A 24,652-nucleotide genomic window follows, 5' to 3' on the forward strand; every position below is an offset into this window, starting at 1 on the left:
CTGTTATTTTAGTGTCTCAAAATAACGCTTGCTCTCACTTGAAACCACTTTAGACAATAAAATCAGCGCAATGAGGTTTGGAATCGCCATCAAACCATTGGTGAGGTCTGAAAAGTTCCATACAAACTCCAACTTCATCATAGAACCCACCATCACACCTGCGATAAATAAAACCCGATACAAACGAACAAAGCGTTCCCCTAAAAGGTATTCAAACGCTTTTTCACCATAATAACTCCATCCTAAAATAGTGGAGTAGGCAAATAAAACGGTAGATAAAATCACCACATACCCACCAAAAGAACCCAGATAAAGCTTAAAGCTTTCCATCGTGATGGTTCCTGGGCTTACCCCTTGTTCCCAATACGGTGAAATAAGAATAATTAAAGCCGTCATTGTACACACAACTAAGGTGTCGATAAATGTCTGCGTCATACTCACCAACGCTTGACGTACAGGGTCGTTGGTTTTAGCAGCCGCCGCCGCAATCGGTGCGGAGCCCAAACCTGATTCATTGGAAAATACTCCCCGTGCTACACCGTAACGAATCGCCGCTGCCATCGTTGCACCCACAAAACCGCCTCCAGCAGCGATTGGATTAAACGCATGGTAGAAAATAAGCCCAAACGCACTCCCAATTTTGTCCATATTCATCCCTAAAATCACTAGAGAAACGGCAACATAAATCAAAATCATAAATGGTACTAAAAAGGAGGTAAAACGACCAATGGATTTAATGCCTCCTAAAATAACAACCGCTGTTAACGTTAAAAGAACCACGCCTGTTACCCATGTCGGTACATTCATTTGTGTCTCTAAAATGGTCGCAACCGCATTGGCTTGTGTCATATTGCCAATACCAAACGCCGCAATCGCTGTAAAAATCGCAAATGCCATACCAAGGCGAGGCATATTTAAACCATAGGTTAGGTAGTACATTGGTCCACCTTTATACCCATGATGATGCCCTTTTTGACGATACTTTACCGCCAAAACTGCCTCAGAGTATTTGGTTGCCATACCCACTAAACCTGTCATCCACATCCAAAAAACTGCCCCTGGTCCACCTAGCGTAATCGCCGTAGCAACACCGACAATATTACCAATACCTACGGTTGCCGCCAATGCTGTCATCAGTGCTGCAAAATGGCTAATTTCTCCCTCACCATCATGCTCTTTATGAAAAATAAGCTTCAACGCATGAGGCAATGCCCAAAATTGCATCCCTTTTAACAAAATCGTTAAATAGAGTCCTGTTCCGACTAACAAAACCAGCATGGGTGCACCCCATACAATACCCGAAAGGGTAGCAACTGCTTTTTCTATCATTTCCATTTTTTATGCCTCCCCTTCTGTTGTTTCATTGATGTAATGCCCCTTAGGCAATATCAAGTTCAGTACAATTCCAACAATCGCACCCAAACCAATTCCACTAAAAGCAACGCCACCCATATCCACTACCATTCCACCAATGGCTAACACTAAAACCATAGAGACAATAATCATATTGCGAGGGTCGTTCATATCGACTTTTTCACGCACCATCGTTCCAATCCCAATCGAAGCGATAATTCCAAATAAAAGCAATAAAATGCCACCCATAACAGGAACAGGAATCGTTGCTAAAAGCCCTCCTAGTTTTCCCACAAACGCTAACACAATCGCACAAAGTGCCGCCCATGTCATAATCGCAGGATTATACGCTTTAGTAATGGTAACAGCTCCTGTAACCTCAGAATAGGTAGTATTAGGAGGGCCACCTAACATAGAAGCGGCACTGGTTGCAATCGCATCACCTAGAAGGGTCGTTTTAAGACCAGGCTTTTTCAAATAATCCGTTTTGGTGACATTACTAATGGTTAAAATACCCCCCACATGTTCTACCGCTGGAGCAATGGCTATGGGTAAGATATAAATAATCGCTTCCACATTCCACTCAGGAAAAACAAAGTTCGGAACCGCAAACCATGCCGCTTTTGCGACCGCATCAAAATGAACAATGCCCAAAATCAATGCAACACTATATCCCGCAATAATTCCACATAAAATGGGAAGTAAACGAAAAACCCCTTTACCCAAAAGCGCAACCAAAAGTGTGACTAAAAGTGCAGACATAGAGACCATCATCGCTTGAGAGAGGGGCACTAAAACCATCGCACCATCGCCTGTTTTTCCCATTGCCATATTGACCGCCACCGGCGATAAAATAAGACCAATGGTCATAATCACAGGTCCAACCACCACCGCAGGAAAGATTTTATGCAAAAAGGCGGTTCCTTTTAAACGCACCACCATACTCAAAAAGAGATAGAACACTCCTGCTGCGGCAAGTCCACACATCGTCCCTGCAAGTCCCCATGTTTTAAGCCCATAGATAATCGGAGCAATAAACGAAAATGACGACGCTAAAAAAATAGGAGGAATCTGCTCACGTGTGGTTAACTGAAACAGTAAGGTTCCAAGCCCTGCGGTAAATAGGGCAACGTTAGGATCTAAGCCTGTAAGAATTGGTACTAAAACCAATGCTCCGAAGGCGACAAATAAAAACTGCAACCCAATAATGCTATCTCTTAGCCTAAAGTTGTAGTTCGTGCTTTGTATCATTTACACCTCTTTATGGTAAATTTTGAATTATTCTATCGAAATGCTATCGTGACTGTGTGAAAGAGTATGGTGCTATTTTAAGCAGTATTTTCTAACTTCCCTATCAATCTCAAACACCTCATCCAAACTTTGTGGATGCACATCATGAAAAAAGCGATACGCATCAATCGTACGCTTAGCTAACTCTAAAATAGAAATCTCATGATTGTAAAAACGTGCAATACCCACTTCATTCGCAGCATTAATCACCACGCCACGGGTTGGATGGGCTAAGACATCCTCTTTAATCTCCCAAATCGGATAACGAGCAACCTCAATGGGGCGAAACGAAAAAGAACCAATTTCCACCAAATCAATCGGTGGTAAAATCGCCTCTTCTATCTCTCCTCGCAAAGCAAAGGCAATGGGAAGTTTCATATCAGCCCTTGCTAAATGGGCAGTCGTGCTTCCATCTTTAAAATCCACAAACGCATGAATAATCGACTTTGGCTCAATCACCGCATCCAAGACATCACACCCAAAGAGCCATTTGGCTTCTAAAAGTTCAAAGAGTTTATTGGTCATGGTTGCACTATCAATCGTAATCTTCGCACCCATGCTCCAATTAGGATGCTTAAGCGCATCGTGAAAACTCATATGCGGTAAGACTTCCAAAGGCGAATCCCGAAACGCACCCCCACTTGCCGTAATCGTCATTTTTGAGACAGGACGATTGCCAAGCAAATACCATAAACCAAAATGTTCACTATCAATAGGCGTAATTTTTTTGGTATCCAGTAAATGCCCCGCTACCACGAGGGATTCTTTATTGGCAAGGGCGAGTCGTTTACCCAAACGCAATGCCTCAATGCTAGGAGCAAGTCCCACAAAACCCACAAGCGCATTGACCACTAAAAAACTTTGTGTTTTCTGTAATAGCGCTATCATGCCCTCTTTACCCACAAAGACTTCATGGTGTTTGACTAAAGGACGGTCTTTTTCATCTGAAATGGCAACATATTTAGGATGGTGCTCTTCAATCTGCTCATTTAAAAGGGCTATATTTTTACCCGCAACTAGCGCTTCTACTTCAATGCCAAAGCGTTTGGCGATTATCAGTGCATTAACCCCAATGGAGCCTGTGGAGCCTAAAAGTACCACTTATGCCAACCCTCGAAGCAAAATCACCATCACGACACCCCCGAACAAATAACCATCGAGCCTATCAAGCATACCGCCGTGCCCTGGGAAGAGTGCACCGCTGTCCTTCACTCCTGCTTCACGCTTCAAATAACTCTCAAACAAATCCCCAAACACGGAAGAGATAGAGGTCAAAAACGCAATCAACACAGACAGCCATAAAGGGATAAAAAACGTACCATAAATCGCCCCCACAATGCTTCCAATCATCACACCTCCAGCAACGCCCTCAAGCGTTTTATTGGGAGAAGAGGGAGAAAAAGGGGTTTTACCCACACTTTTACCCACAAAGTAAGCTCCCGTATCGGTCAATGCCACAATAAACACCAACCATACCAACACGGACATACCAAAATCATGGTAGAGCGCATATAAAAAGAGCATGGAGATAGAAGGGTAGAAAAAAGGCGCTAAAAGTTTATAATCCACAGTTTTGGTATACGCCATAATAGAAAGAGAAAGAATCAAAACCAGATAAATCAAATCATCAGGATTGGGATAAACATAGGCAACCAACCACAAAAGAACCGCATAAACATAAAGCTTAACCTCTTTGACGCCAAAAAGATTCATCGCTTCATGAAACGCAAAAAGATAGACAATGCCAAGAACCAGCCATGTTACAATTAGATTATCCAAAAAGGCAAGCAGTGACGCAACGCCTAACATCACAAAACCTGTGAGAACACGCTGTTTATTAGATTCGTAGAGTGTTTTAAAATTCATAAGAACTCTTTGATGGTGGTATTTGATATAAGGAGCAATCATAGCAAACCAAAGGTGAGGTTACGCTTTAATATCCAGATGCCCTTGATGTACGAACGATGTTTCCTCTTCAACATCCTCTTCTTTTTTTTCAGCTAAAGAGACCTCTTCCTGCGCTCTTTCACGCTCTTCTTCCTCATGCTTATGACGTTCATGCTCATTTTCAGGGTCTATTTTATAACTCTCCTCCGTAGGACGAACTTCTTGTACGGTATCTTCTTTTTCAGCTTGCATGGCAGCGGCTAGCGCATTTTGCATCTGAACACTGTTTTGGTAATCCATCTGCTTCGCTGCTTGTGCTGGCATCATTTGGTTTGCATACACCACACTACCAAGAGGACCTACTGCCATACTCTCCTCCTTTTACATGTAAGACTTATTCTTTGTAAATTTTGAGCGTCTGATACGTTTCATAAGCAACATTCGCTCCCACACATTTTTACACGCTTTCTAGGCAAAGCCTAAAAAGCTACGCTGCGCTATGCACTAAAGCTAGAGATAAAGCTCATTCCTTGTAAATTTTAAGCGTTTGATACGTCTCATAAGCAACATTCGCTCCATCAAAGGGCTTCACGTTTTTACGTTGGGTATAATCGACCAAATAGCCACCTTTTTGAGAGAGGCTAAAGTCCACACACAACTTCGCCGCAAAAATCAAAATAGGCTCAGGCACACTCTGTTTTTCGGTGCAAATAATCACGTGCGCTGAGGGCATATCTTTTACATGTAACCAGATATCGCTCTTTTTTGCCTCTTGCAAAAGTGCGATATTTCCCTTCTCGTTTTTACCCAGTAAAATGCGGTACCCCTCCAGCCAAAAGGTTTCATAATTATTGTCTTCGCCCTTTTGCTTTTGTTTGGTGACTTTAGGCGTTAAGATGTGTATCTCTTCCAAATCCCTTGCCCCTTCAATCACCCCCATCATCCGCTCCAAAAAGAGGCGTTTCTCTTCCAAATTTTCTCTTTGGCGATGAATCGAAAAAGCTTTTTGACGCAATTTTTTGGACTTCTTATAGAGCATATTGGCGGCGTGTTGAGGCGAATGCGCCAGAGGTAACGCAATGCTCACAAGCTCTCCATCAAAATCATAAAGCTCCACACGCTCTTGATAATTTTTAATGCTGTACAAATGCGCTAACACCAATGTTGCCTCTTTGTGCGCTTGCTCGCTTTTGGCTAAAAGTTCTTCCTCATTTTCTAAGGCATTCATCGCCTCTGTGAGCTTTTCACTCTTTCGCTCCAGCCCCGCTTTTTTTTGATTTTTGAGTTCACAAAGCTTTACATGTAAACGTTTTTCATAGCTGGCATGCAAATACGCTTCAACGCTTCCGTCCATCTCAAAAGGCTTCTCTTTGAGCTCTTTAGGTGGCAAAGGCTCCAACACCTCTCCCACTTTGACACTGCGAAAAGAAACACTCGCATCAATATGACGCAAAGCTTCCAACACCACCTCATCTTCATCTAAGATAATCGCATTGGTATTGCGCCCTGTAAATTCAAGTTGTAAGGTGGTTTCAAAGGATTTGTAACTTGAGCTTGAAAGCACGCAAATGCGCCAAATACGGTTATTTTCTTCCACCTTCATGGAGAGTATTTTCGCATTGGCAAAGCGTTTGTTTAAGATCACGTCAAAAGGAGCGTTATAGCGTTTGGATTGTTTAAAATCGCTCTTATAAAACATATACGAATCATTGCGTGAAAGGTCAATAAAAAGCGCTTCACCCGCTTCAAACACGATGCGTAGGACATTATCGTCCACACGGTAAATCGAGGAAATCTTGTGGTATTGCTGTAAAAAATCGTTAATTAAAATCAGTTCTTTATGTTTCATTTATCACTTTCGTAAAATAGCACGCATCAATCTAAAAATCTCTGTCGTACTTTTAATCACCAGCATTTTGGTGCGCTCTTTCTCCATCGCCTCTTCCAAACAAATGGGGTAGCGCATAATGGAAAACAGTGCGTCAATCCCCTCATGCACCTCTAAATCATCGGCAATGCCACCCCCTAAGGCGATCAAAGGCACACCCGCTTTATGCGCACGTTTGGAAACACCACTTAAGACTTTTCCCATGAGTGATTGCGTATCAATGCGCCCCTCACCTGTGATAACAAGATGAGCGTCCTTTAGCGTTTCATCAAAATGCATGGCATCTAAGATAATCTCAATGCCTGAACGAAGTGAGGTATTTTTTAAAAATGCCAGCATTCCTCCGCCCATACCTCCAGCGGCACCTGAACCTGCTACATGGGCGATGGTTTTGCCATACGCTTTTTCAAGCACCTCGCAAAAATGCACCATGCCCGCATCCAAACGCTCCACCATCAACGCATCAGCACCCTTTTGTGGCGCATAGACCTGCGCACACCCTTTTGTGCCATACATCACATTGTCCACATCACACGCCACGCTAAATTCACACTGCTCTAGCAAAGGCTCAACATCTGAGACATCCACACTCGCAATACTCTCTAAAATCTCACCACCGTACCCCAAAACATCACCATTTTTATCTAAAAAACGGTATCCCAATGCTTGAAGCATCCCAAGTCCCGCATCATTGGTTGCACTGCCACCAATGCCAACAATAAACGTGCGACACCCCCTCTCAAGTGCGTCTTTTATCAACTCTCCCACGCCATACGTGGTGGTTTTTAATGGGTTGCGTTTCTCTTTGGGTACCAAAGGAAGCCCTGAGGCTTGCGCCATCTCAATCACTGCGGTGATGCCATCACGTAAGATGCCATACTGCGCTTCAATGGGTTGCATCAACGGGTCATGCACGTTACATGTAACAATTTTTCCATCGCTATTGTGCATTAAGGCATGAAGCATTCCCTCGCCACCATCGGCAATAGAACAGGCTTTGACCTCTGCTTCTGTATAGACGTTTTTAATACCCTCTTCTATCCATCCTGAAAGCTCTTGCGAACTTGCACACCCTTTATACGAATCAATTGCTATGACGACTTTCATCGATACTGTTGCTCCAAATTTAAAAGATACTCTTTACGCCATACCCCACTGCTATACCCACCCATGCTTCCATCTTTGGCAATCACCCGATGGCACGGGATAAGAATTGCAATGGGATTTTTGCCATTGGCATTCGCCACCGCACGCACGGCTTTTGAGTGTTTTAAAAGCTCCGCTTCACGGCTATACGAAATCGTCTCCCCGTAAGGAATCGTTCTTAAAACTTCCCAAACAGCTCTTTGAAACGGCGTTCCCATAGGGACTAATGGCACCAAAAAACGCTTTAATTTCCCTTCAAAATAGGCATCCAACTCTCTTCTAAGCTGAATGATATGTCCATTCTCTTGAGTATATAATTCAGTGTTACATGTAAAGTCTAACGCATAAATTCCCTGCGCATTTGCCTGTGCTAGTAATAACCCCAAAGGAGATTCAAACGTGCACTTCACCATATTTAACCTTTACATGTAAAGAGGATTTGGTTCTTATTAGACTTCTTTCATGCCCCTTGAAAAGATAAAGAGTTTGCTAAGAGTGCGTTAATTTTTAAAACTCAAAATTGAGTCATAGCCAAAGCTATGGCGATGTTTTTAGTTTTAAAAAGTGATGTGCTATCAGCGATACTCTTTTTTCAATGGGTTATGAAAGAAGTCTATTATATCTTTATTTGCACATTTTTTGAGCAACCATGGTGTATCATACTGTGATATGATTTTTTTCAAGGAGCACGCATGAAACACCTCTTTACGTATGGATCATTGATGTTTGAAGATGTCTGGCACAGACTGGTGAGAGGGCATTACCTTTCGCAAAAAGCCACCTTGCAAGGCTACGCACGGCGTGCGATTAAAAATGATGTCTATCCTGTCATTTTTGAAGCCAATGAGTGGGTTGAAGGTCGTGTCTATTATGAAATCTCAGACGAAGATTTGGTCATCCTTGATACGTTTGAAGGCGAGTATTATGAGCGTAAAGAGGTGGAGCTTCTGGTGGAAAATAGAAAAATTAACGCCTATGCGTATGTGCTAAAAGAAGCCTATTATGACTTAATTGATAGCAAAGTATGGAATGACGCCCTCTTTGCACAAGAGGGCATCCAATCTTTTTTAGAAGGGTATAAGGGGTTTCACTAAACGCTAAAATGTTCCATACGTTTTTGCAAATCACGTGAAATATCCATCAACTCTTTCACCACATCCACATTCTCCTGCATCGCACGATTGGTACTTTGTGACATTGTGGAAATGGAGCGTACATTGGTTGATAAACCCGATACTTTGTGCGCTTGTTCTTCCAATGAAAGACTCATATGATCTGTTTTTGAGAGTGAATCGCCCGCTTGCGCATCAATATGCTCTAATAAACGTGTTGCTTCATGACTCATCTCATAACTTTTTTCGACTTGCTTTACCACACTTTCCATCGTGGAGACAGCATTTTTTGTTTCACTTTGAATCAAGCCAATCATCTGTGCAATCTCTTTGGTTGCCACATCAGTACGATCCGCAAGCTTTCGAATTTCATCGGCTACCACCGCAAAACCACGCCCCGCTTCCCCCGCACGAGCAGCTTCAATCGCAGCATTGAGTGCCAAAAGATTGGTCTGGTCTGTAATCTCCTGAATCAAATCAGCACTCCCGCCAATAGCGTGTGAATGTTGGTTGAGTGTTTGAATATGCTGCGCTGAAAGCTGTACATTTTGCGTCACCTCTTTCATCTGTAATGCCGTTTGTGTCACAATTTCTCGCCCCTGCTGTGACAGCATAGAGCTTTGACGGGAATTCTCTTTTGCGTGTTGCGACATCAGTGCTATGGCATCAATATTGGCACTAATCTGCCCAATCTCTTTAACCAAAGCAAACGAAGTCTCCTCTTGCGTAGCGGCAAGTTTTTTAGAGTGTGCGGACGCTTCGTGTACATCTTCTGCTTTTTTAGCTAACACATTAGACGCCTCCATAATATATAAAACGATGGTTTTTAAATTCGCTTGCATTTTAAGAACAGAGCCTAAAATACTAGCCTCATTCTCACTCTTTGCATTCAAAGTTAAATCACCATTGGCAATAGCATTAGCGATACGAGAAACCTCTTTGGGTTCAGCACCCAACGCCTTGGTTAAATTTTTCGATATTCCCCATGCCACACTGCTTGCAAACACAAAAGCCATCAACAATAAAACAATCATAAACGAAGCAAAACTCCCCGCAACCTCTCTGGCTTTTGGAGTTGCGAGCTGATTTTTAGCCTCTTCATAATCAATAAATTCATTAATCGCCGCAAGCCACGCTTTAAACGCAGGTGCTGTATGCTCTAAAAGAAGTTCACGAGCTGCTTCAAACTGACCGCTTTGCTTACGCACAATCACCTCAGCAATCAATGGCATTGTTTGATACTCAATTCTTTTAATCTTTTCTAAAATGACCCTCTCTTGCTCTTCAATCCCTTCACCTTTGGCAAAAATAGCATCTAATTCCTTGGCAGAGGTTGCATAAAAGGTTTCTAACCGTTTTATCTCCTCTAAAACCATCGCCAACGCCGTTGCATCATTGAAAAGCACACCATCTCTAAGGGCAATCGCTCTATCGTGAACACTGCCTCTAAAATTAATCGCATACCTCTGTTTTAGAGAATTCACATCTGTAATTTCATATAACGTCTCATCAATATAATTCACTTTTTGAATCCCAATAGCCGTAACAAAAAACATAAGCCCTACAACCAAACCAAACCCACCGATGAGTTTTTGGCGTATGCTCCATTGGTTAAAAAATTGCATCTTCATGCTCCTTTACAACAACACTCACGTGTTTGTTCTCATTTAAAATAACTTACGATGCGTCGCAATCATCTTATCAATAGATGGTTCACTATTACGTATCATCGTAAAATATTTTTTGGTATCAGTATATAAACAGAAGCTAAGAAGGAAAAGAGAAGAAAGACCCCTTTTAAAAGGGGTCTTGTATAAAGCAGGTAAAAATTAAGAGAGAATCTCTTCGATGGTAATATAATCACCTACACGACCTGTCATTTTTTCAACATCTGTCGCTACTGGCAATGTTTTTTTACCTGGTCTCCAACCTGCTGGACATACCTCACCTGTTTTACTCGCATGTTGCCATGCTCGAACTTGGCGTAAAAATTCATTTACGTTTCTTCCAACCATTGGTGCTTGAACTTCTTGTGCGACACATACACCTTCTGGATTGATAAGGAAACGTCCACGAAGCGCAATACCCTCATCTTCAATCATCACGCCAAACGCACGGCTTACTGTACCTGTTGGATCTGCGCCAATGGTCAATTTTAGACCTGCTAAAATAGGCTCTGTCTCAACAAAACGTTTGTGTGAAAACTTAGTATCCGTAGAAACCGCTAAGATTTCAACGCCGAGTTCTTGGAACTCATCGTATTTAGCATTCATTGCCGCAATTTCAGTTGGGCATACAAATGTAAAATCCGCTGGGTAAAAACAAACAACATGCCATTTACCTTTATAATCTTCACTGCTTACACTTGTATAGTGACCTGTTTTTGCGTCGTACGCATCCATTTTAAATTCTGGGGCTTTTTGTAAAACTAAAGATGAACTCATTGATTTTTTCTCCTGTACTTTCATTTCTGAATTTTGATTTTCTGTATTAGGTTGAGAAGCTTTTGCTTCAACAGTATTACTATCACATGCCATAATGACTCCTTACCGTTCTAATTTGTTTCGGTGATAGAATTCTAGCAAAAGAATAAATATTTGTCAATAGTAATTTTTATCATTTAGGAATATGATGGTTATTGACTCTAAATAAGATATAATAACTCCAATTTAAACAAAGGAGTTTACCATGAAATGCAATATAGGAAGAGCAGATAGAATGCTTCGCATGATTATTGGTATTTTCATTGCGATTTTAGGCGTTATCTACAACAGTTGGTTTGGATTGATTGGGGTGGTGGTTTTTATCACGGCATTGATTCGTTTTTGCCCTGCATACTTACCTTTTAATATCGACACCTCTAAGAACGATGACAACACCAAAGGATGTGGTTCAGGCGGTTGCGGTTGTAGCCGTTAAGCCTTTAAGGGTTCTGTTTTCACAGAATCCCAGTCCTTTTTCTACACGTTTTCTTAAACCTTTTTTTGCTAAAATATCCCAATTTACTACATAAGGTGTACAATTATGGGTCAAACAATCACAGAAAAAATTTTTAGCGACCATGTCGGTCATCCTGTCTTTGCAGGCGAAATTATCAAAAGCAAAATTGATATGGTTATTGGTAACGATATTACCACACCGATTTCAATCAAAGCATTTGAGCAGAGTGGTGCTACCAAACTTGCCAATCCTGATGGCTTTAGTATCGTCATGGATCACTACATTCCAGCCAAAGATATTGCCAGTGCGAATCAAGCTAAAATCAGTCGTGAATTTGCCTACAAACATGATCTCAAACACTATTTTGATGAAAAAGATATGGGTATTGAACACGCTTTGTTGCCTGAAAAAGGGCTTGTTGTTCCAGGCGATGTGATTATTGGTGCGGATTCTCACACCTGTACACACGGTGCACTTGGGGCATTTGCAACGGGTATGGGCTCCACCGATTTAGCGTTTGCGATGATTACGGGGGAGAACTGGTTTAAAGTCCCTGAGTCCATCAAAGTGGTTTTTAGCGGAAAACCCAAACAACACGTTTACGGTAAAGATTTGATTCTTGAGGTCATTCGTCTTTTAGGCGTGGATGGTGCATTGTACCGCACGTTAGAATTCACAGGCGATACGATTGGACACTTAAGCATGGATGATCGTTTTTCACTCTGCAACATGGCGATTGAAGCGGGTGCTAAAAGCGGTATTGTCGCTGTTGATGAGATTACTAAAGCCTTTTTAAGTGACAAAAATCTTGCACGAGAACCTAAATTTTTCTACTCTGATGATGATGCTACGTATGTGCAAGTGCTTCACATTGACGTCGCCAATCTTGACCCTGTCATTGCCTATCCTTTCTTACCTTCCAATGGCAAATCCATTAATGAGGCGGTTAAAGATGATTTAGCTATCGATCAAGTCTTTATTGGCAGTTGCACCAACGGTCGCTTGGAAGATTTGCGTATTGCCGCAAGCATTCTTAAAGGTCGCAAAGTGGCACGTAAAACACGCTTAATTATCACCCCTGCAACACAAAAAATCTCTCTACAAGCACAAAAAGAGGGCTTGGTTGAAATTTTTATTGAAGCAGGAGCGGTCTTTAGTAACCCAACCTGCGGAGCGTGTTTAGGAGGTTATATGGGTATTTTAGGTAAAAATGAACGTTGTGTGGCAACCACCAACCGTAACTTTGTAGGTCGCATGGGAGATCGCACCAGCGAAATCTATCTTGCCAACTCAGCCGTCGCAGCCGCCAGCGCCGTCATGGGCAAAATCACCGATCCAAGAACACTCTAATGCCTTTTATCCCACTCCCTTTAGTGATTGTTGCCGGTGGGAAAAGTTCACGCATGGGAAGCGATAAAGCCTTGCTTCCCTTTGGCGATTTTAAAACCCTTACAGAATACCAATTAGCAAGGCTTCAACCCTTTTTTGAGCGTTTACATGTCAGCACCAAAACACGTGATAAATTTGATTTTGACGCCTCCTTTATTGAAGATAATACTACCTATACAGAACACTCCCCGTTAGTAGCATTGCTCTCCATTTTGGAGTATGTGAACAAACCTGTCTGCATTTTAAGTGTCGATACACCTTTTGTGACCCCTGAGATTTTTCACGCCCTAGCGAATAATTTAAAAGAAACCACCGATGCGGTGATTGCGGTTTCTCCTTCATCATCGCATCCTTTATGTGCGATTTATGCACCCTCGATGATTGCAAAGATAAAACATGCACTCCAACACCATAACCATAAAATGCACCATCTCCTTGAACAAAGCAAGACACACTATGTTCATTTTAAAGAGGATGCACCCTTTTTAAACCTCAACCATCCTGAAGATTACGCATATGCAAAGGAACGCTTATGATTGAAAACCACACGCCCCTTCCCTCGTTCTGTCTCTTTGAAGAAAAAATGCTTACATGTAAAAGTCCTAAACTCTTTTTAATTGATATTAAACAATTTAAAAATATTATCTTAACCTATGGCGATGAGGGAGGAAGCCGTGTTCTTTCCGCTTTTCATGACCTACTTCTCACCTTTGCGACCGAACATGAAATGGAACTCTTTGCACTGTTTGATGACACATTTGCCCTACTTATTGATACCCCCTTTGAGCTCTCAAAAATGGAACATCTCATCAGCGCTTTAAGCCGTGAAATGGAGCATATTCTCATTCCTTATGAGGGTAAAATACTCACACTCAATGTACACATTGGCATTAGTTTTGACCACTTTGAAGGGTTACAAAAGGCACAAAAAGCACTGCTCGTTGCCAAAGCAGAAAACCAACTTTTCGTCACCTACTCTGAATTTGCCAATATCTTGATGAACGAAAATGAAGAAGCGATTGAAGCAATGATAAAAACAGCGATTGAAGAGGGACAAATTGTCCTCCATTTTCAATCCATCATCGATAAAAATAGCACCGTTTTGTGCTACGAGGCCTTGCTACGTCTTGCTTATCATAACACCCTTCAATCCCCTAAACTCTTTTTAAAAATTGCTAAAAAACGCCATTTTTATGATCGCTTACTAGAGAGTATTGCACAAAAGGCGCTCACACTGGCTAAACAAAAAGGGATTAAGATAGCACTCAATCTCTCATGGGAAGATTTGCAAGATCAAGAACGTCTTGCTTTTATAGAGACAACCTTTTCGAATCAACCGATTATTTTAGAAATTGAATACAAAAAAGAGATACCTTTTGAGCCCTTTAAAGAAGCTCTCCAACAACTCAAACACGCAAACATCACACTCTCATTGGATAATGTCTGTGATAGTTCTTTACTAGAATTCTGCGATGGAGGGTTAATTGATATCGTAAAAGTGCATGGAAGCCTCATCCGAAACCTTTGCACTGATGAACACGCACGTTTTACATGTAACACCATTTTAGAACTTTGCAAAGCTAAAAATATCCAAACCGTTGCGACCCATCTCAATTCACAAACTACTCTCGAAACCGTGCGCACTTTGGGCTTTGATCTTTTTCAAGGCTACATCATCGACCAACCGCACGCATTCGAATAACAAAGGAGTCCTTTATGGTGAAACACATTGTTTTTTTCCAACTACCCAATGCTTCAGACGCACAAAAAGAGGCGTTAAAAGAGCGTATTATGAGCCTAAAAGGGAAAATTGATGTTTTGGTGCATATAGAAGTAGGCATTAATTTTTCACCCGAAGAGCGTGCCTTTGATCTCGCTCTAGTGAGTGATTTTAAGAGTAAAGAAGATTTGTACACCTACGCCATTCACCCTTTGCACCTTGAAGTTGTTGCCTTCATCAAATCCTTAAATGCGGTAAGTAAAGTCGTTGATTATGAGTATTAAACGCTTCGCAAAAAGATCTCTTTTTGGTGCATTTTTCTCTTTACCGATGATGCTCCGTGCCATCGACACGGAAGCTTTAGAGGCAAAAGCATCCTATGGTGATGCCTCTGCTGCTTATACCCTCGCAAAATATTATGAAACACAGCAAGATCAAGAACGAGCTTTGTTATGGTACAAACAAGCGGCTATTTTAAGCTTAGAAGAAAAAACCACCCAAACCAAAGCGCTTGAGAGTAGCATTGCAGAGCGCTTACACAAAATCGAACGTACCGAAGCGGTTTATAGCTCTTTTTTAGAAGGCTATGAAGATGATGACACGTACCAATCTATGAAACAGATGATTACCCAAACGTTTGATATCGCACCCTATAAAATGAACTATTTATTGCCGATGACGTATGATGGAGTCTCCCATGAAGGACGAAACCACCAAGAGACCAAATTTCAACTCAGTTTTCAAAAAGACCTTGTCGATAACCTACTAGGACTTCATGAAAGTATCGTTCTTGCTTACACCTATACGGCATGGTGGCAAACCAGAGAAGATTCAGCACCCTTTCGTGAAACCAACTATCAACCAGAGCTTTTTATTATTATGCCCCATTTTGAACGTGAAAGTTTTATTAAAGCATATCAGTTGGGTATTCTACACGAATCCAATGGCAAAGATGAGGAAAAATCACGCTCATGGAATCGACTCTATGTCAAAGGATTTTTTCAAGCAGGCAATCTCATCATCGCCCCACGCATCTGGTATCGCCTTAAAGAAGACGCACGAAGTGATGATAACCCGGATATTGAGGATTATCTAGGCTATGGTGACATTGAATTGATCTATCCGTGGAAAAAACATACCTTTAAATTTTTAGTGCGAAACAATCTCAAACTAGAGGACACTAACAGAGGAGCAATTCAAGCAGATTGGACATTCCCACTGTGGGAAGATAATCTTTTTGGGTACATTCAACTCTACAGCGGTTACTCGGAGAGTTTAATTGACTATAACAAGCGGAGTGATCGTATTGGTATTGGATTTGCGCTTTCGCGCTAATAAAAGAGCGTAAAGACTCAAGACTGAGTCTTTACATGTAACGCTTAATTAAAATCTCGAGGAGTTCTTCGAGGTCTATCTCTCTTGGACGATCTTCTCTAGGTCTTGCCTCATTTACTTTAAGTGTTCGTCCACCAATCTCTTTTTCATTCGTTGCTTCAATAGCAGCTTTTGCTTCTGAATCATTTGGCATTTCAACAAAACCAAAACCTTTTGAACGTCCTGTTTCTCTATCGTTAATGATTCTTGCACTTGACACTTCACCGTACGCAGAAAACATCTCTTTTAACTGATCGCCCGTCATCTCATACTTGACATTGCCTACATAAATATTCATCGTGACCATACTCCTCTTTTTTAAATCACACACTGTTACCTTTTGCCCGTAAATACGTTACTTACTCGGTAACATAGATGACCTTATAAAATCATTGTAGCATAATAATAAACATTTCTATACACACACGAACGCCTTTTTCATGAAAATGAGAAAAATTGACACATTCTTATCACGCACAGCTTAAGAGAAATGGTGCTATAATCAAAACAACTATTATTCATGTAACGAGGTAGAGATGCAATTAACACATTTAGATGAAAAAGATAGACCAAAAATGGTCGATGTCAGCGATAAAGAAGAGACGTTTCGTGTTGCCATCGCAAGTGGTACGATTACCATGAGCCAAGCTGCTTTTGATCAAATCGTCTCCCAACAAACTAAAAAGGGACCTGTTCTGCAAACGGCTGTAATTGGGGCGATTATGGGAACCAAAAAAACCAGTGATCTTATCCCTATGTGCCATCCTTTAATGCTAACATCCGTGAACTGTGATGTGGAAGAACTTCCCCATCTCCCAGGATTTAAACTCACGGTAACCGCAAAACTTAAAGGACAAACTGGCGTGGAAATGGAAGCTTTAACGGGTGTTAGCATTGGACTTTTAACGATTTATGATATGTCTAAAGCCATTGATAAATCAATGGTAATTAACGCTATTCAACTCGAATCCAAAAGCGGAGGTAAAAGTGGAAACTACGCCCGAACTTCAGCTTGATTATCCTTGCCAATGGGAATACAAACTCGTTTTAAGCAGTGAACACAATGTGACAACCATTGTGCAAGAAGTGTTAGAAGAACGTATCCACGACATACGCAAATCTCAAAATAGCACCAAAGGCAACTACGCAAGTTATACATTAAACATTTTGGTTCACAATGCAGACGATAGAAAAGCACTGTTTCATCTACTTAAACAACACCAACACATTAAATTTGTACTTTAAAAGGAATTCTCCATGGAGTCAATACAACACATTTTTTCAGCAACACTCAAAGAAAATAAAGAAAATTCCAACCTCTCCCAACTGATTCAAGAACTGAGTTTTGAACTCTCCCGAAAAAAAATTCAACGCCTCAAAGATGAAGCGATGATTCAAAGCCGTATTGGAGAACTTTTTGAACTCTACTGCAAGGTCTTGCACGATGAAGGACTTAAAACACCTGAGATGGTTGAGCGTATCATAGACGGGCTTTTGAAAGCAAAAAGCGCTGAACAAGAAGCATTTTTATACAAGACCATTTATGAAAAAGAGCAACTCGAAAAAAGTATTTTTCTTCAAAAACAGCACATTAAAAACTCCATCGCTGAAACGTTTCATACCCTAGAGAGGCACATTGCACATATTTCGCATGACACAAAAGAAGCCGCTCTTTTTGCACTCAATGACGCCAAACTCAAAGGTGTAGAGATGCTAGGTATCTTAAAAGAAACAGCCGAAGAAGCACTGATCACAACCCTTGAAAAAGGAAGTGACATCAAAGATACAACCCATGCTATCACTAAAAATTTAACCTACCAAACCATTCAAGAAGGGCATTTCACCAAACAACGTCTTTTAAATATTTCGCAAACGATTCTTAAAGCGAGTATGGATATTGCCGATGAAGATGTTGCCCATGCAAAAGAGATTCTTGAAGGTGCCGTCAATGGTGTACGCGATGGCATCACCAAAGCACTTGAAAAATTTAAAAATGATTTAAGATACCTTCCTGCAGAAGAGATAGAAACCCTTTTTGAGACAGATTTACCCCTTCTACGTAAAGAACTTCTAAAACTCGATGAGCATTTTATTATTATGCTCAATGTCCTCGCATCGCAATCAGAGGGCATTTCTGCAACGATTATTAAAGAGATGGTTGAAGAGATGAACAGCTCAGTAGCCAAAATGAAGCGTACAGCCAATGAGGTCAAAGAACTCCTCTCTGATCGCATTGAAGGACTCAAAGAAGAAGCAGAGAAAAAATTAGAATCGTTTAAAAAAGATGTTAATGAATTTGAAAAAATAGCTTCTGCAAAAGTCGAGTCTCTTAAACAATTTGAATTTGAAGGTGAAAAGGCAAAACATGTTGCGCAAGAGGCTAAAAAATTAGGTTTTCGTGCATGGGAAGTTGCAAAAAACATGGTAGATGGCGCAGTCAAAGGCGCAAAAGATGCTATTAAAAAAGATGAAAAATAGACGTTACATGTAAGGATTGATTCCTTACATGTAACAAGATTATTCTAAACCTTTGGAGTGCATTAACATCACTTTATCTGCTACAAACTTGATTTTAATATAACGTTTTTCATCACCCCACGTACAATCACTCATCCCAATCAGCGAGTCACAATGATTCGCTTGACCCAAAAGATCAATCACCTGTGGATACGTCATGCCTACATCAATTTTATCGTAGTTTTCTTTACTGATTTTCGAACAACCTGTAATGAAAAGCATCACAAAAACAATCAAAAGATACCGCATGAGCGCTCCTTCATCAAACGTTAATGAAGTAGCCTAGCATACTTTTACTGTTCGTTAGCTTTTCATTACACCCATACGCTATTTTTTAATAACGATAACGCAATGAAGCACGCACGTTTTGAGCTGATCTAACTGCTCCTGCTGTCTCATCAACATTTTGAGGTGTTCCTGTTGAGCCAAAGAACATATCACTACCTGTGTAGTCATAATCAATATACAAGTAACTCAACTGTGCGGTCAAGTTTTTACCCACAAGTGGCAAGGTATAATAAATTTCATACGCATCACCACGAGCCGCAAGTTTTGAACCAACAAGAGTATCCTCGCCATAGGTAAAGCTTCTCCAGTATTTACTACCATGGTTATACTCTAAGCCCAGTCGATGCCCCTCAAAGAAGCTTGGAATCTGAATACCCGTATAGATAGAGAAACCTGTCTCTTTATCTGAAGAACCTAACATCTCTTGTGTTGAAGAACTCATACCTAAATTATTATACAATGCATCCATTACGGTAGCATGATTTCCTTTTGGATCAGTTTTACTAAAAGCATACGATGCAAAGAAAATAGAATCATCTAAGAAATCACTGATACCATCACCAATACCATTGACTTGCAAGGATAATGCACCACCTGTTAAATCACCCACATCTGTCATGGAAACGTTATACGTATCATCCATTAATGTTGCCATATCCATTGGATTATCTGCAAGAGCACCTTCACTAGCTACACTAAAGTTAGCCCCCATCATATTCCAGCCTTTAAAGTAATTTGCCATGACTTTATACTGACCATTATCATAAATTTGCCATATCAATCCGGCTAAGTCCATATTAGCTGAGTCACTATCTGTTTTAACGTACGGTGTCTGTGTTGAACTAGGAACCACACCACCCATAATTGGATAACCTGTAAACGTAGGATATCTAGCATCTGCATTTGAGTTGCCTCGACCTAAACAAAGCTTCACATACATACCAGAAACACCTGTGAGTTTGTCTAAATCAAATTTAAAGCTTGCGCCATCAAATTCCATATTAATATTATGACCAATCGGTGACGCTGGATTTTCATTGTCTGCTCTAAGATTGGTTAAGAAACCATCAACAGAGGGTCGACGACCAAAGCTAGCCGTATAAGGAATATCACCCATATTTCCAAAATATAAGAAATACGCTTCACGAAGTCTAATGGTATTATCATCAGGAGACTCTGAAGAGTACCAATTCATATTTGAGTATGGATTCATTCCTGTTGAACTGTTATTGCCAAACATTGAATAAACACCTAATGATCCCTTAAAGACCAAATTATCCGCAGGTTGCGCTGCCATACCAAGAATGAGCTTGTTAGTCCAAACACCATTATCTTGATCAGCCAGACCTTTTATCTTGTAATCAATCGCATCATAAGAGGTACGTAAATCCACACTCCACTTGATATTATCATTGGCATCATGTGCCTTAACCTCAGATATTTGAGCTTTAAGCGCATCAATATTGATTTTTGACTGAGCGTTTTTAAGTTCAGCCATCTGAACCTTCAAAGCTTCAATCTCTTGCTTCAATGAATCATCCGATGCCAATAAGCAAGAACACGCAACACACAACGGTAAGATAATTTTTTTCATCTTTTGCCCTTAGTAATAAATATTTAACCATTTAAAATGTCATTTTGTATATTTACATGTAAATATACCCAGCCAAAATTATTAGCACCTCAAATAAAGCAAAACAGGGAACTAAACCATTACAATCCTTTTATTGATCATAATACATGAAGGCATTATGCATGATAATCCTTTCAAAAGAGATTGAGTTATCATATCAAAAGTAAAATAAATTTGAATTTAATAAATTAAAAAAATAGACTGTGTACAAATTTATTTTACCTATTTTCTCAGAAAGGAAATCATATAGAAATAAAACTTAGTAAAGTTATAGAAAAGCTAACTAATGAGGAGAAGCAAGAATAAAAAAGTAAGGAGTTTTTTATCGCAAAATAATAAAAGCACCATTAAAAAAGGATTTGAGGGAGGATAAATAGATTAAAGAAGTGATAGCATTATTTTTGAATAAGAGAGATTGATATTTGAAATAATATTTAAAAAAACTGAATTAAAAGATTAGGGAGTTTATTTTTGAGTTAAATCATAAGGAGATACGAACTGGCAGCGACCTACGTTTCCATCCCAGTAAGGGAGAGTATTATCGGCGATGAAGAGCTTAGCTTCCTGGTTCGAAATGGGACAGGGCGTTTCCTCTTCTCTAGAGCCACCAGAATCGTGAATTAAATCTATTTAGCAGTATAGCGAAATAGGCTTAATTCACCATTCTTCAGGTGAGTTTAAAATTGTCTAGTCAACAAAGCGCTTTACACTTAATAAGGAAGTGAAATAGCATTATCATACGTAATAATATGTAAGCCAAACGACCTATTAGTACTGGTCAGCTAAAGGGCTCTCACCCATTACACACCCAGCCTATCAAACATGTAGTCTTCATGAGGTCTTCAGGGAAAGTTCATCTTGGAGTTGGCTTCCCGCTTAGATGCTTTCAGCGGTTATCACATCCGAACATAGCTACCGGGCGATGCTCTTGGCAGAACAACCCGTACACCAGTGGTTCGTTCAACCCGGTCCTCTCGTACTAGGGTTAACTCTCCTCAACTTTCCTACGCCCACGGCAGATAGGGACCGAACTGTCTCACGACGTTCTGAACCCAGCTCGCGTACCGCTTTAAATGGCGAACAGCCATACCCTTGGGACCTGCTCCAGCCCCAGGATGCGATGAGCCGACATCGAGGTGCCAAACCTCCCCGTCGATGTGAGCTCTTGGGGGAGATCAGCCTGTTATCCCCGGGGTACCTTTTATCCTTTGAGCGATGGCCCTTCCACACAGAACCACCGGATCACTATGACCGACTTTCGTCTCTGCTCGAGGTGTATCTCTCACAGTCAAGCTGGCTTGTACCATTATACTCTACGAACGATTTCCAACCGTTCTGAGCCAACCTTTGTAAGCCTCCGTTACTTTTTAGGAGGCGACCGCCCCAGTCAAACTACCCACCAGACATTGTCCTGAACATAGATAATATGTCCCAGTTAGCTATCAGAATAAAGAAGAGTGGTATCTCAACAATGGCTCAGGTGCAACTGGCGTCACACCCTCAAAGCCTCCCACCTATCCTGCACATCTTTATCCCAACAGCAGTGTCAAGCTATAGTAAAGGTCCACGGGGTCTTTCCGTCTTGCCGCGGGTAGGAGGAATTTTCACCTCCACTACAATTTCACTGGATTTCTGGTCGAGACAGCTCCCATCTCGTTACGCCATTCATGCAGGTCGATATTTAATCGACAAGGAATTTCGCTACCTTAGGACCGTTATAGTTACGGCCGCCGTTTACTGGGGCTTCGATCAATGGCTTCGCTTGCGCTAACCACATCAATTAACCTTCCAGCACCGGGCAGGCGTCACACCCTATACATCCTCTTACGAGTTAGCAGAGTGCTGTGTTTTTGGTAAACAGTCGGGAGGGACTCTTTGTTGCAACCTTTTCCGCTTTTGGAAGCAAGTTCCTATACAGAAGGAGGCACACCTTATACCGAAGATACGGTGCTATTTTGCAGAGTTCCTTAACCAGATTTCTTCCACGCGCCTTAGAATACTCATCTCACCCACCTGTGTCGGTTTACGGTACGAGCAATTACAGATATACTTAGAAACTTTTCTTGGCTCGATAGCATCAACGATTCACCATCCCCTCCGAAGAGCATCAAGTGCCTGTCAGATCTCGAATAAAGAAATACGGATTTGCCTGTATCTCAATCTACATCCTTCGAACAACTATTCCATCAGTTGCCTCGTTTAGCTTTAAGCGTCCTTCCATCGCGCTCTATAATTGGTGTTGGAATATTAACCAACTTTCCATCGTCTACCCCTTTCGGACTCGACTTAGGTCCCGACTAACCCTACGATGACGAACATCGCGTAGGAAACCTTGGGTTTTCGGCGAACGGGATTCTCACCCGTTTTATCGCTACTCATGCCTGCATACTCACTTCTAGCCGCTCCAGCGCTCCTTACCGGTACACCTTCAATGCTGACTAGAACGCTCTCCTACCACTCTATTAAAAATAGAATCTACAGCTTCGGTGGATAACTTTAGCCCCGTTATATTTTCCGCGCAGAATCGCTAGACCAGTGAGCTGTTACGCTTTCTTTAAAGGATGGCTGCTTCTAAGCCAACCTCCTGGTTGTTTAAGCAACTCCACATCGTTTTCCACTGAGTTATCACTTTGGGACCTTAGCTGGTAGTCTGGGTTGTTCCCCTCTTGACGACGCATTTTATCACCCGCCGCCTGACTGCCATGATTACATATACGGTATTCGGAGTTTGACAGGGTTTGGTACCTTGGTATAGGCCCTAGCCCAATCAGTGCTCTACCCCCGTATACTACAACATGACGCTATACCTAAATATATTTCGGAGAGAACCAGCTATCACGAAGTTTGATTGGCCTTTCACCCCTATCCACAAGTCATCCCAAGACTTTTCAACGTCAGCGAGTTCGGTCCTCCACTAGCTCTTACACCAGCTTCAACCTGCTCATGGATAGATCACTTCGCTTCGGGTCTGCAGCATCTGACTTATTCGCCCTATTAAGACTCGCTTTCGCTACGGCTCCGAGTTTTCTTAACCTCGCCAGATACCACAACTCGCAGGCTCATTATGCAAAAGGCAGTCCATCACCCTGATAAATCATAGGGCTCTGAATGATTGTAAGCAAATGGTTTCAGGTTCTATTTCACTCCCCTCACTGGGGTTCTTTTCACCTTTCCCTCACGGTACTGGTTCACTATCGGTCTGTAAGTAGTATTTAGGGTTGGGAGGTGGTCCTCCCGGCTTCAGACAGAATACCACGTGTTCCGCCCTACTCAGGATACTGCTAAGATGAATCTAGATTTCGTATATGGGACTATCACCCGCTATGGTTAACCTTTCCAAGTTACTCTACTACCTATCATCATTCTATAACGCAGTCCTACAACCCCTGTTGCAAGCAACAGGTTTGCCCTCTTCCAAGTTCGCTCGCCGCTACTATCGGAATCTCTATTTGATTTCTTCTCCTCTGGCTACTGAGATGTTTCACTTCGCCAGGTTCGCCCCCCGCAGGGTAACTGGTATCACTACCAGTTGGGTTGCCCCATTCGGATATTTGCGGATCAAAGCTTCTTGACAGCTCCCCGCAACTTTTCGCAGTCTAGTACGTCCTTCATCGCCTCTTACAGCCTAGGCATCCACCATTCGCTCTTAATAGCTTACCTATTTGTATTCTAATGCACATTTCACTCCCTTATTAAATGTAATGAAACATTAAACAAGTTGTAAATTGTTTTTTTTGCGTTTTGTTGACTTTGACAATAATAATTTAAATAACATCTTTATGTTCTTTCATCAAATGGCAAAGCCATCTTAAAGAACCAAACCTAAAGCACAACGCACATGCATCGTATCATAAGTTTTAGAACACAAACTTAGACTAAAAAAGTCTAATAACAACTCTTACATGTAAAAACTGTTATTAAACTTCTTAAGATCTTCTTGAACAATGTTTACCATAAAAAATGGTGGAGAATAGCGGGATCGAACCGCTGACCTCCTGCGTGCAAAGCAGGCGCTCTCCCAGCTGAGCTAATTCCCCATGGTGGGCTTAAGAGGACTCGAACCTCTGACCTTACCCTTATCAGGGGTACGCTCTAACCACCTGAGCTATAAGCCC

General features: G+C 41.4%; 23 protein-coding genes, 2 tRNA genes and 2 rRNA genes. 10 read left to right on the plus strand and 17 right to left on the minus strand.

Annotated elements, in window-relative coordinates:
- Positions 1-3: 3 nt before the first annotated feature.
- From SDEL_RS11340 to SDEL_RS11375, 8 genes are all read right to left on the minus strand, one after another.
- Entirely contained in the window at positions 4-1,335 is a 1,332-nt protein-coding gene (locus SDEL_RS11340; protein WP_012858004.1) for an alanine/glycine:cation symporter family protein, read from the minus strand.
- Positions 1,336-1,338: 3 nt separating this feature from the next.
- Positions 1,339-2,604 carry a uracil-xanthine permease family protein gene (locus SDEL_RS11345; RefSeq protein WP_012858005.1) on the minus strand — a complete coding sequence of 422 codons (1,266 nt, stop codon included), beginning with the start codon at positions 2,602-2,604 and terminating at the stop codon, positions 1,339-1,341.
- Between the two features lie 72 nt (positions 2,605-2,676).
- Positions 2,677-3,744 (minus strand): 1-deoxy-D-xylulose-5-phosphate reductoisomerase, encoded by a 1,068-nt coding sequence (dxr, locus tag SDEL_RS11350; protein WP_012858006.1) that lies wholly within the window; start codon positions 3,742-3,744, stop codon positions 2,677-2,679.
- Entirely contained in the window at positions 3,745-4,509 is a 765-nt protein-coding gene (locus SDEL_RS11355) for a phosphatidate cytidylyltransferase (RefSeq protein ID WP_012858007.1), read from the minus strand.
- A gap of 60 nt (positions 4,510-4,569) precedes the next feature.
- Complete coding sequence (locus SDEL_RS11360; protein ID WP_012858008.1) at positions 4,570-4,899, minus strand: hypothetical protein; 330 nt, start codon at positions 4,897-4,899, stop codon at positions 4,570-4,572.
- 154 nt (positions 4,900-5,053) lie between these two features.
- The gene (locus SDEL_RS11365; protein WP_012858009.1) at positions 5,054-6,379 is read right to left on the minus strand and encodes an NFACT family protein; all 1,326 of its coding nucleotides are present in this window, start codon (positions 6,377-6,379) and stop codon (positions 5,054-5,056) included.
- A gap of 3 nt (positions 6,380-6,382) precedes the next feature.
- On the minus strand, positions 6,383-7,525 hold the full coding sequence (locus SDEL_RS11370; protein ID WP_012858010.1) for a glycerate kinase: 1,143 nt from the start codon (positions 7,523-7,525) through the stop codon (positions 6,383-6,385).
- The gene (locus tag SDEL_RS11375) at positions 7,522-7,977 is read right to left on the minus strand and encodes a methylated-DNA--[protein]-cysteine S-methyltransferase (RefSeq protein ID WP_012858011.1); all 456 of its coding nucleotides are present in this window, start codon (positions 7,975-7,977) and stop codon (positions 7,522-7,524) included. Before SDEL_RS11375 ends, SDEL_RS11370 begins: the two co-directional genes overlap by 4 nt.
- 279 nt (positions 7,978-8,256) lie before the next feature.
- Here SDEL_RS11375 and SDEL_RS11380 point away from each other — a divergent pair, with 279 nt between their 5' ends.
- Positions 8,257-8,658: a gamma-glutamylcyclotransferase family protein gene (locus SDEL_RS11380; RefSeq protein WP_012858012.1), complete on the plus strand. Its 402-nt coding sequence runs from the start codon at positions 8,257-8,259 to the stop codon at positions 8,656-8,658.
- Here SDEL_RS11380 and SDEL_RS11385 read toward each other — a convergent pair.
- Together SDEL_RS11385 and SDEL_RS11390 are read right to left on the minus strand one after the other, a co-directional pair.
- Complete coding sequence (locus SDEL_RS11385; protein ID WP_012858013.1) at positions 8,655-10,301, minus strand: methyl-accepting chemotaxis protein; 1,647 nt, start codon at positions 10,299-10,301, stop codon at positions 8,655-8,657. The genes SDEL_RS11380 and SDEL_RS11385 overlap by 4 nt on opposite strands.
- Positions 10,302-10,505: 204 nt before the next feature.
- Positions 10,506-11,213 (minus strand): peroxiredoxin, encoded by a 708-nt coding sequence (locus tag SDEL_RS11390; RefSeq protein ID WP_012858014.1) that lies wholly within the window; start codon positions 11,211-11,213, stop codon positions 10,506-10,508.
- Between the two features lie 151 nt (positions 11,214-11,364).
- On the opposite strand from SDEL_RS11390, the gene SDEL_RS11395 reads away from it, so the two are divergent.
- The 6 genes from SDEL_RS11395 (at position 11,365) to SDEL_RS11420 (ending at position 16,060) form a co-directional block, all read left to right on the plus strand.
- Complete coding sequence (locus SDEL_RS11395; RefSeq protein ID WP_012858015.1) at positions 11,365-11,595, plus strand: YgaP family membrane protein; 231 nt, start codon at positions 11,365-11,367, stop codon at positions 11,593-11,595.
- A 105-nt stretch (positions 11,596-11,700) separates the two neighbouring features.
- Positions 11,701-12,966, plus strand: a complete 1,266-nt coding sequence (gene leuC / locus SDEL_RS11400; RefSeq protein ID WP_012858016.1) for a 3-isopropylmalate dehydratase large subunit — start codon at positions 11,701-11,703, stop codon at positions 12,964-12,966.
- Positions 12,966-13,541, plus strand: a complete 576-nt coding sequence (gene mobA / locus SDEL_RS11405) for a molybdenum cofactor guanylyltransferase MobA (RefSeq protein ID WP_012858017.1) — start codon at positions 12,966-12,968, stop codon at positions 13,539-13,541. The genes leuC and mobA overlap by 1 nt, the downstream gene beginning before the upstream one ends.
- Positions 13,538-14,707: an EAL domain-containing protein gene (locus tag SDEL_RS11410; protein ID WP_012858018.1), complete on the plus strand. Its 1,170-nt coding sequence runs from the start codon at positions 13,538-13,540 to the stop codon at positions 14,705-14,707. Before mobA ends, SDEL_RS11410 begins: the two co-directional genes overlap by 4 nt.
- 14 nt (positions 14,708-14,721) lie before the next feature.
- The gene (locus SDEL_RS11415; protein WP_012858019.1) at positions 14,722-15,009 is read left to right on the plus strand and encodes a Dabb family protein; all 288 of its coding nucleotides are present in this window, start codon (positions 14,722-14,724) and stop codon (positions 15,007-15,009) included.
- Positions 14,999-16,060: a phospholipase A gene (locus SDEL_RS11420; RefSeq protein WP_041666378.1), complete on the plus strand. Its 1,062-nt coding sequence runs from the start codon at positions 14,999-15,001 to the stop codon at positions 16,058-16,060. The genes SDEL_RS11415 and SDEL_RS11420 overlap by 11 nt, the downstream gene beginning before the upstream one ends.
- A gap of 31 nt (positions 16,061-16,091) precedes the next feature.
- On the opposite strand, the gene SDEL_RS11425 is transcribed toward SDEL_RS11420, so the two are convergent.
- On the minus strand, positions 16,092-16,397 hold the full coding sequence (locus tag SDEL_RS11425) for an RNA recognition motif domain-containing protein (protein WP_012858021.1): 306 nt from the start codon (positions 16,395-16,397) through the stop codon (positions 16,092-16,094).
- 238 nt (positions 16,398-16,635) lie between these two features.
- Between SDEL_RS11425 and moaC the strand changes: the two genes are divergently transcribed.
- From moaC to SDEL_RS11440, 3 genes are read left to right on the plus strand one after another with little or no spacing between them, the layout of a single operon-like run.
- Positions 16,636-17,115, plus strand: coding sequence for a cyclic pyranopterin monophosphate synthase MoaC (gene moaC, locus SDEL_RS11430; protein ID WP_012858022.1), 480 nt, complete (start codon positions 16,636-16,638; stop codon positions 17,113-17,115).
- Positions 17,087-17,344 carry an HP0495 family protein gene (locus SDEL_RS11435; protein WP_012858023.1) on the plus strand — a complete coding sequence of 86 codons (258 nt, stop codon included), beginning with the start codon at positions 17,087-17,089 and terminating at the stop codon, positions 17,342-17,344. Before moaC ends, SDEL_RS11435 begins: the two co-directional genes overlap by 29 nt.
- Before the next feature lie 12 nt (positions 17,345-17,356).
- Complete coding sequence (locus SDEL_RS11440; protein ID WP_012858024.1) at positions 17,357-18,577, plus strand: DUF6781 family protein; 1,221 nt, start codon at positions 17,357-17,359, stop codon at positions 18,575-18,577.
- A gap of 39 nt (positions 18,578-18,616) precedes the next feature.
- On the opposite strand, the gene SDEL_RS11445 is transcribed toward SDEL_RS11440, so the two are convergent.
- The 6 genes from SDEL_RS11445 to SDEL_RS11470 all read right to left on the minus strand — a co-directional run bounded on the left by SDEL_RS11445 (position 18,617) and on the right by SDEL_RS11470 (position 24,652).
- Positions 18,617-18,865: a hypothetical protein gene (locus SDEL_RS11445; RefSeq protein WP_012858025.1), complete on the minus strand. Its 249-nt coding sequence runs from the start codon at positions 18,863-18,865 to the stop codon at positions 18,617-18,619.
- A gap of 85 nt (positions 18,866-18,950) precedes the next feature.
- Positions 18,951-20,498 carry a DUF3373 family protein gene (locus SDEL_RS11450; RefSeq protein WP_012858026.1) on the minus strand — a complete coding sequence of 516 codons (1,548 nt, stop codon included), beginning with the start codon at positions 20,496-20,498 and terminating at the stop codon, positions 18,951-18,953.
- 535 nt (positions 20,499-21,033) lie between these two features.
- Positions 21,034-21,149, minus strand: a 5S ribosomal RNA gene (gene rrf, locus SDEL_RS11455).
- 135 nt (positions 21,150-21,284) lie between these two features.
- Positions 21,285-24,197 (minus strand): 23S ribosomal RNA (locus SDEL_RS11460).
- Between the two features lie 301 nt (positions 24,198-24,498).
- Positions 24,499-24,574, minus strand: a tRNA-Ala gene (locus SDEL_RS11465).
- A gap of 1 nt (position 24,575) precedes the next feature.
- A tRNA-Ile gene (locus SDEL_RS11470) sits at positions 24,576-24,652 on the minus strand.

This window comes from Sulfurospirillum deleyianum DSM 6946 (assembly GCF_000024885.1).
GTDB classification, from domain to species: Bacteria; Campylobacterota; Campylobacteria; order Campylobacterales; family Sulfurospirillaceae; genus Sulfurospirillum; species Sulfurospirillum deleyianum.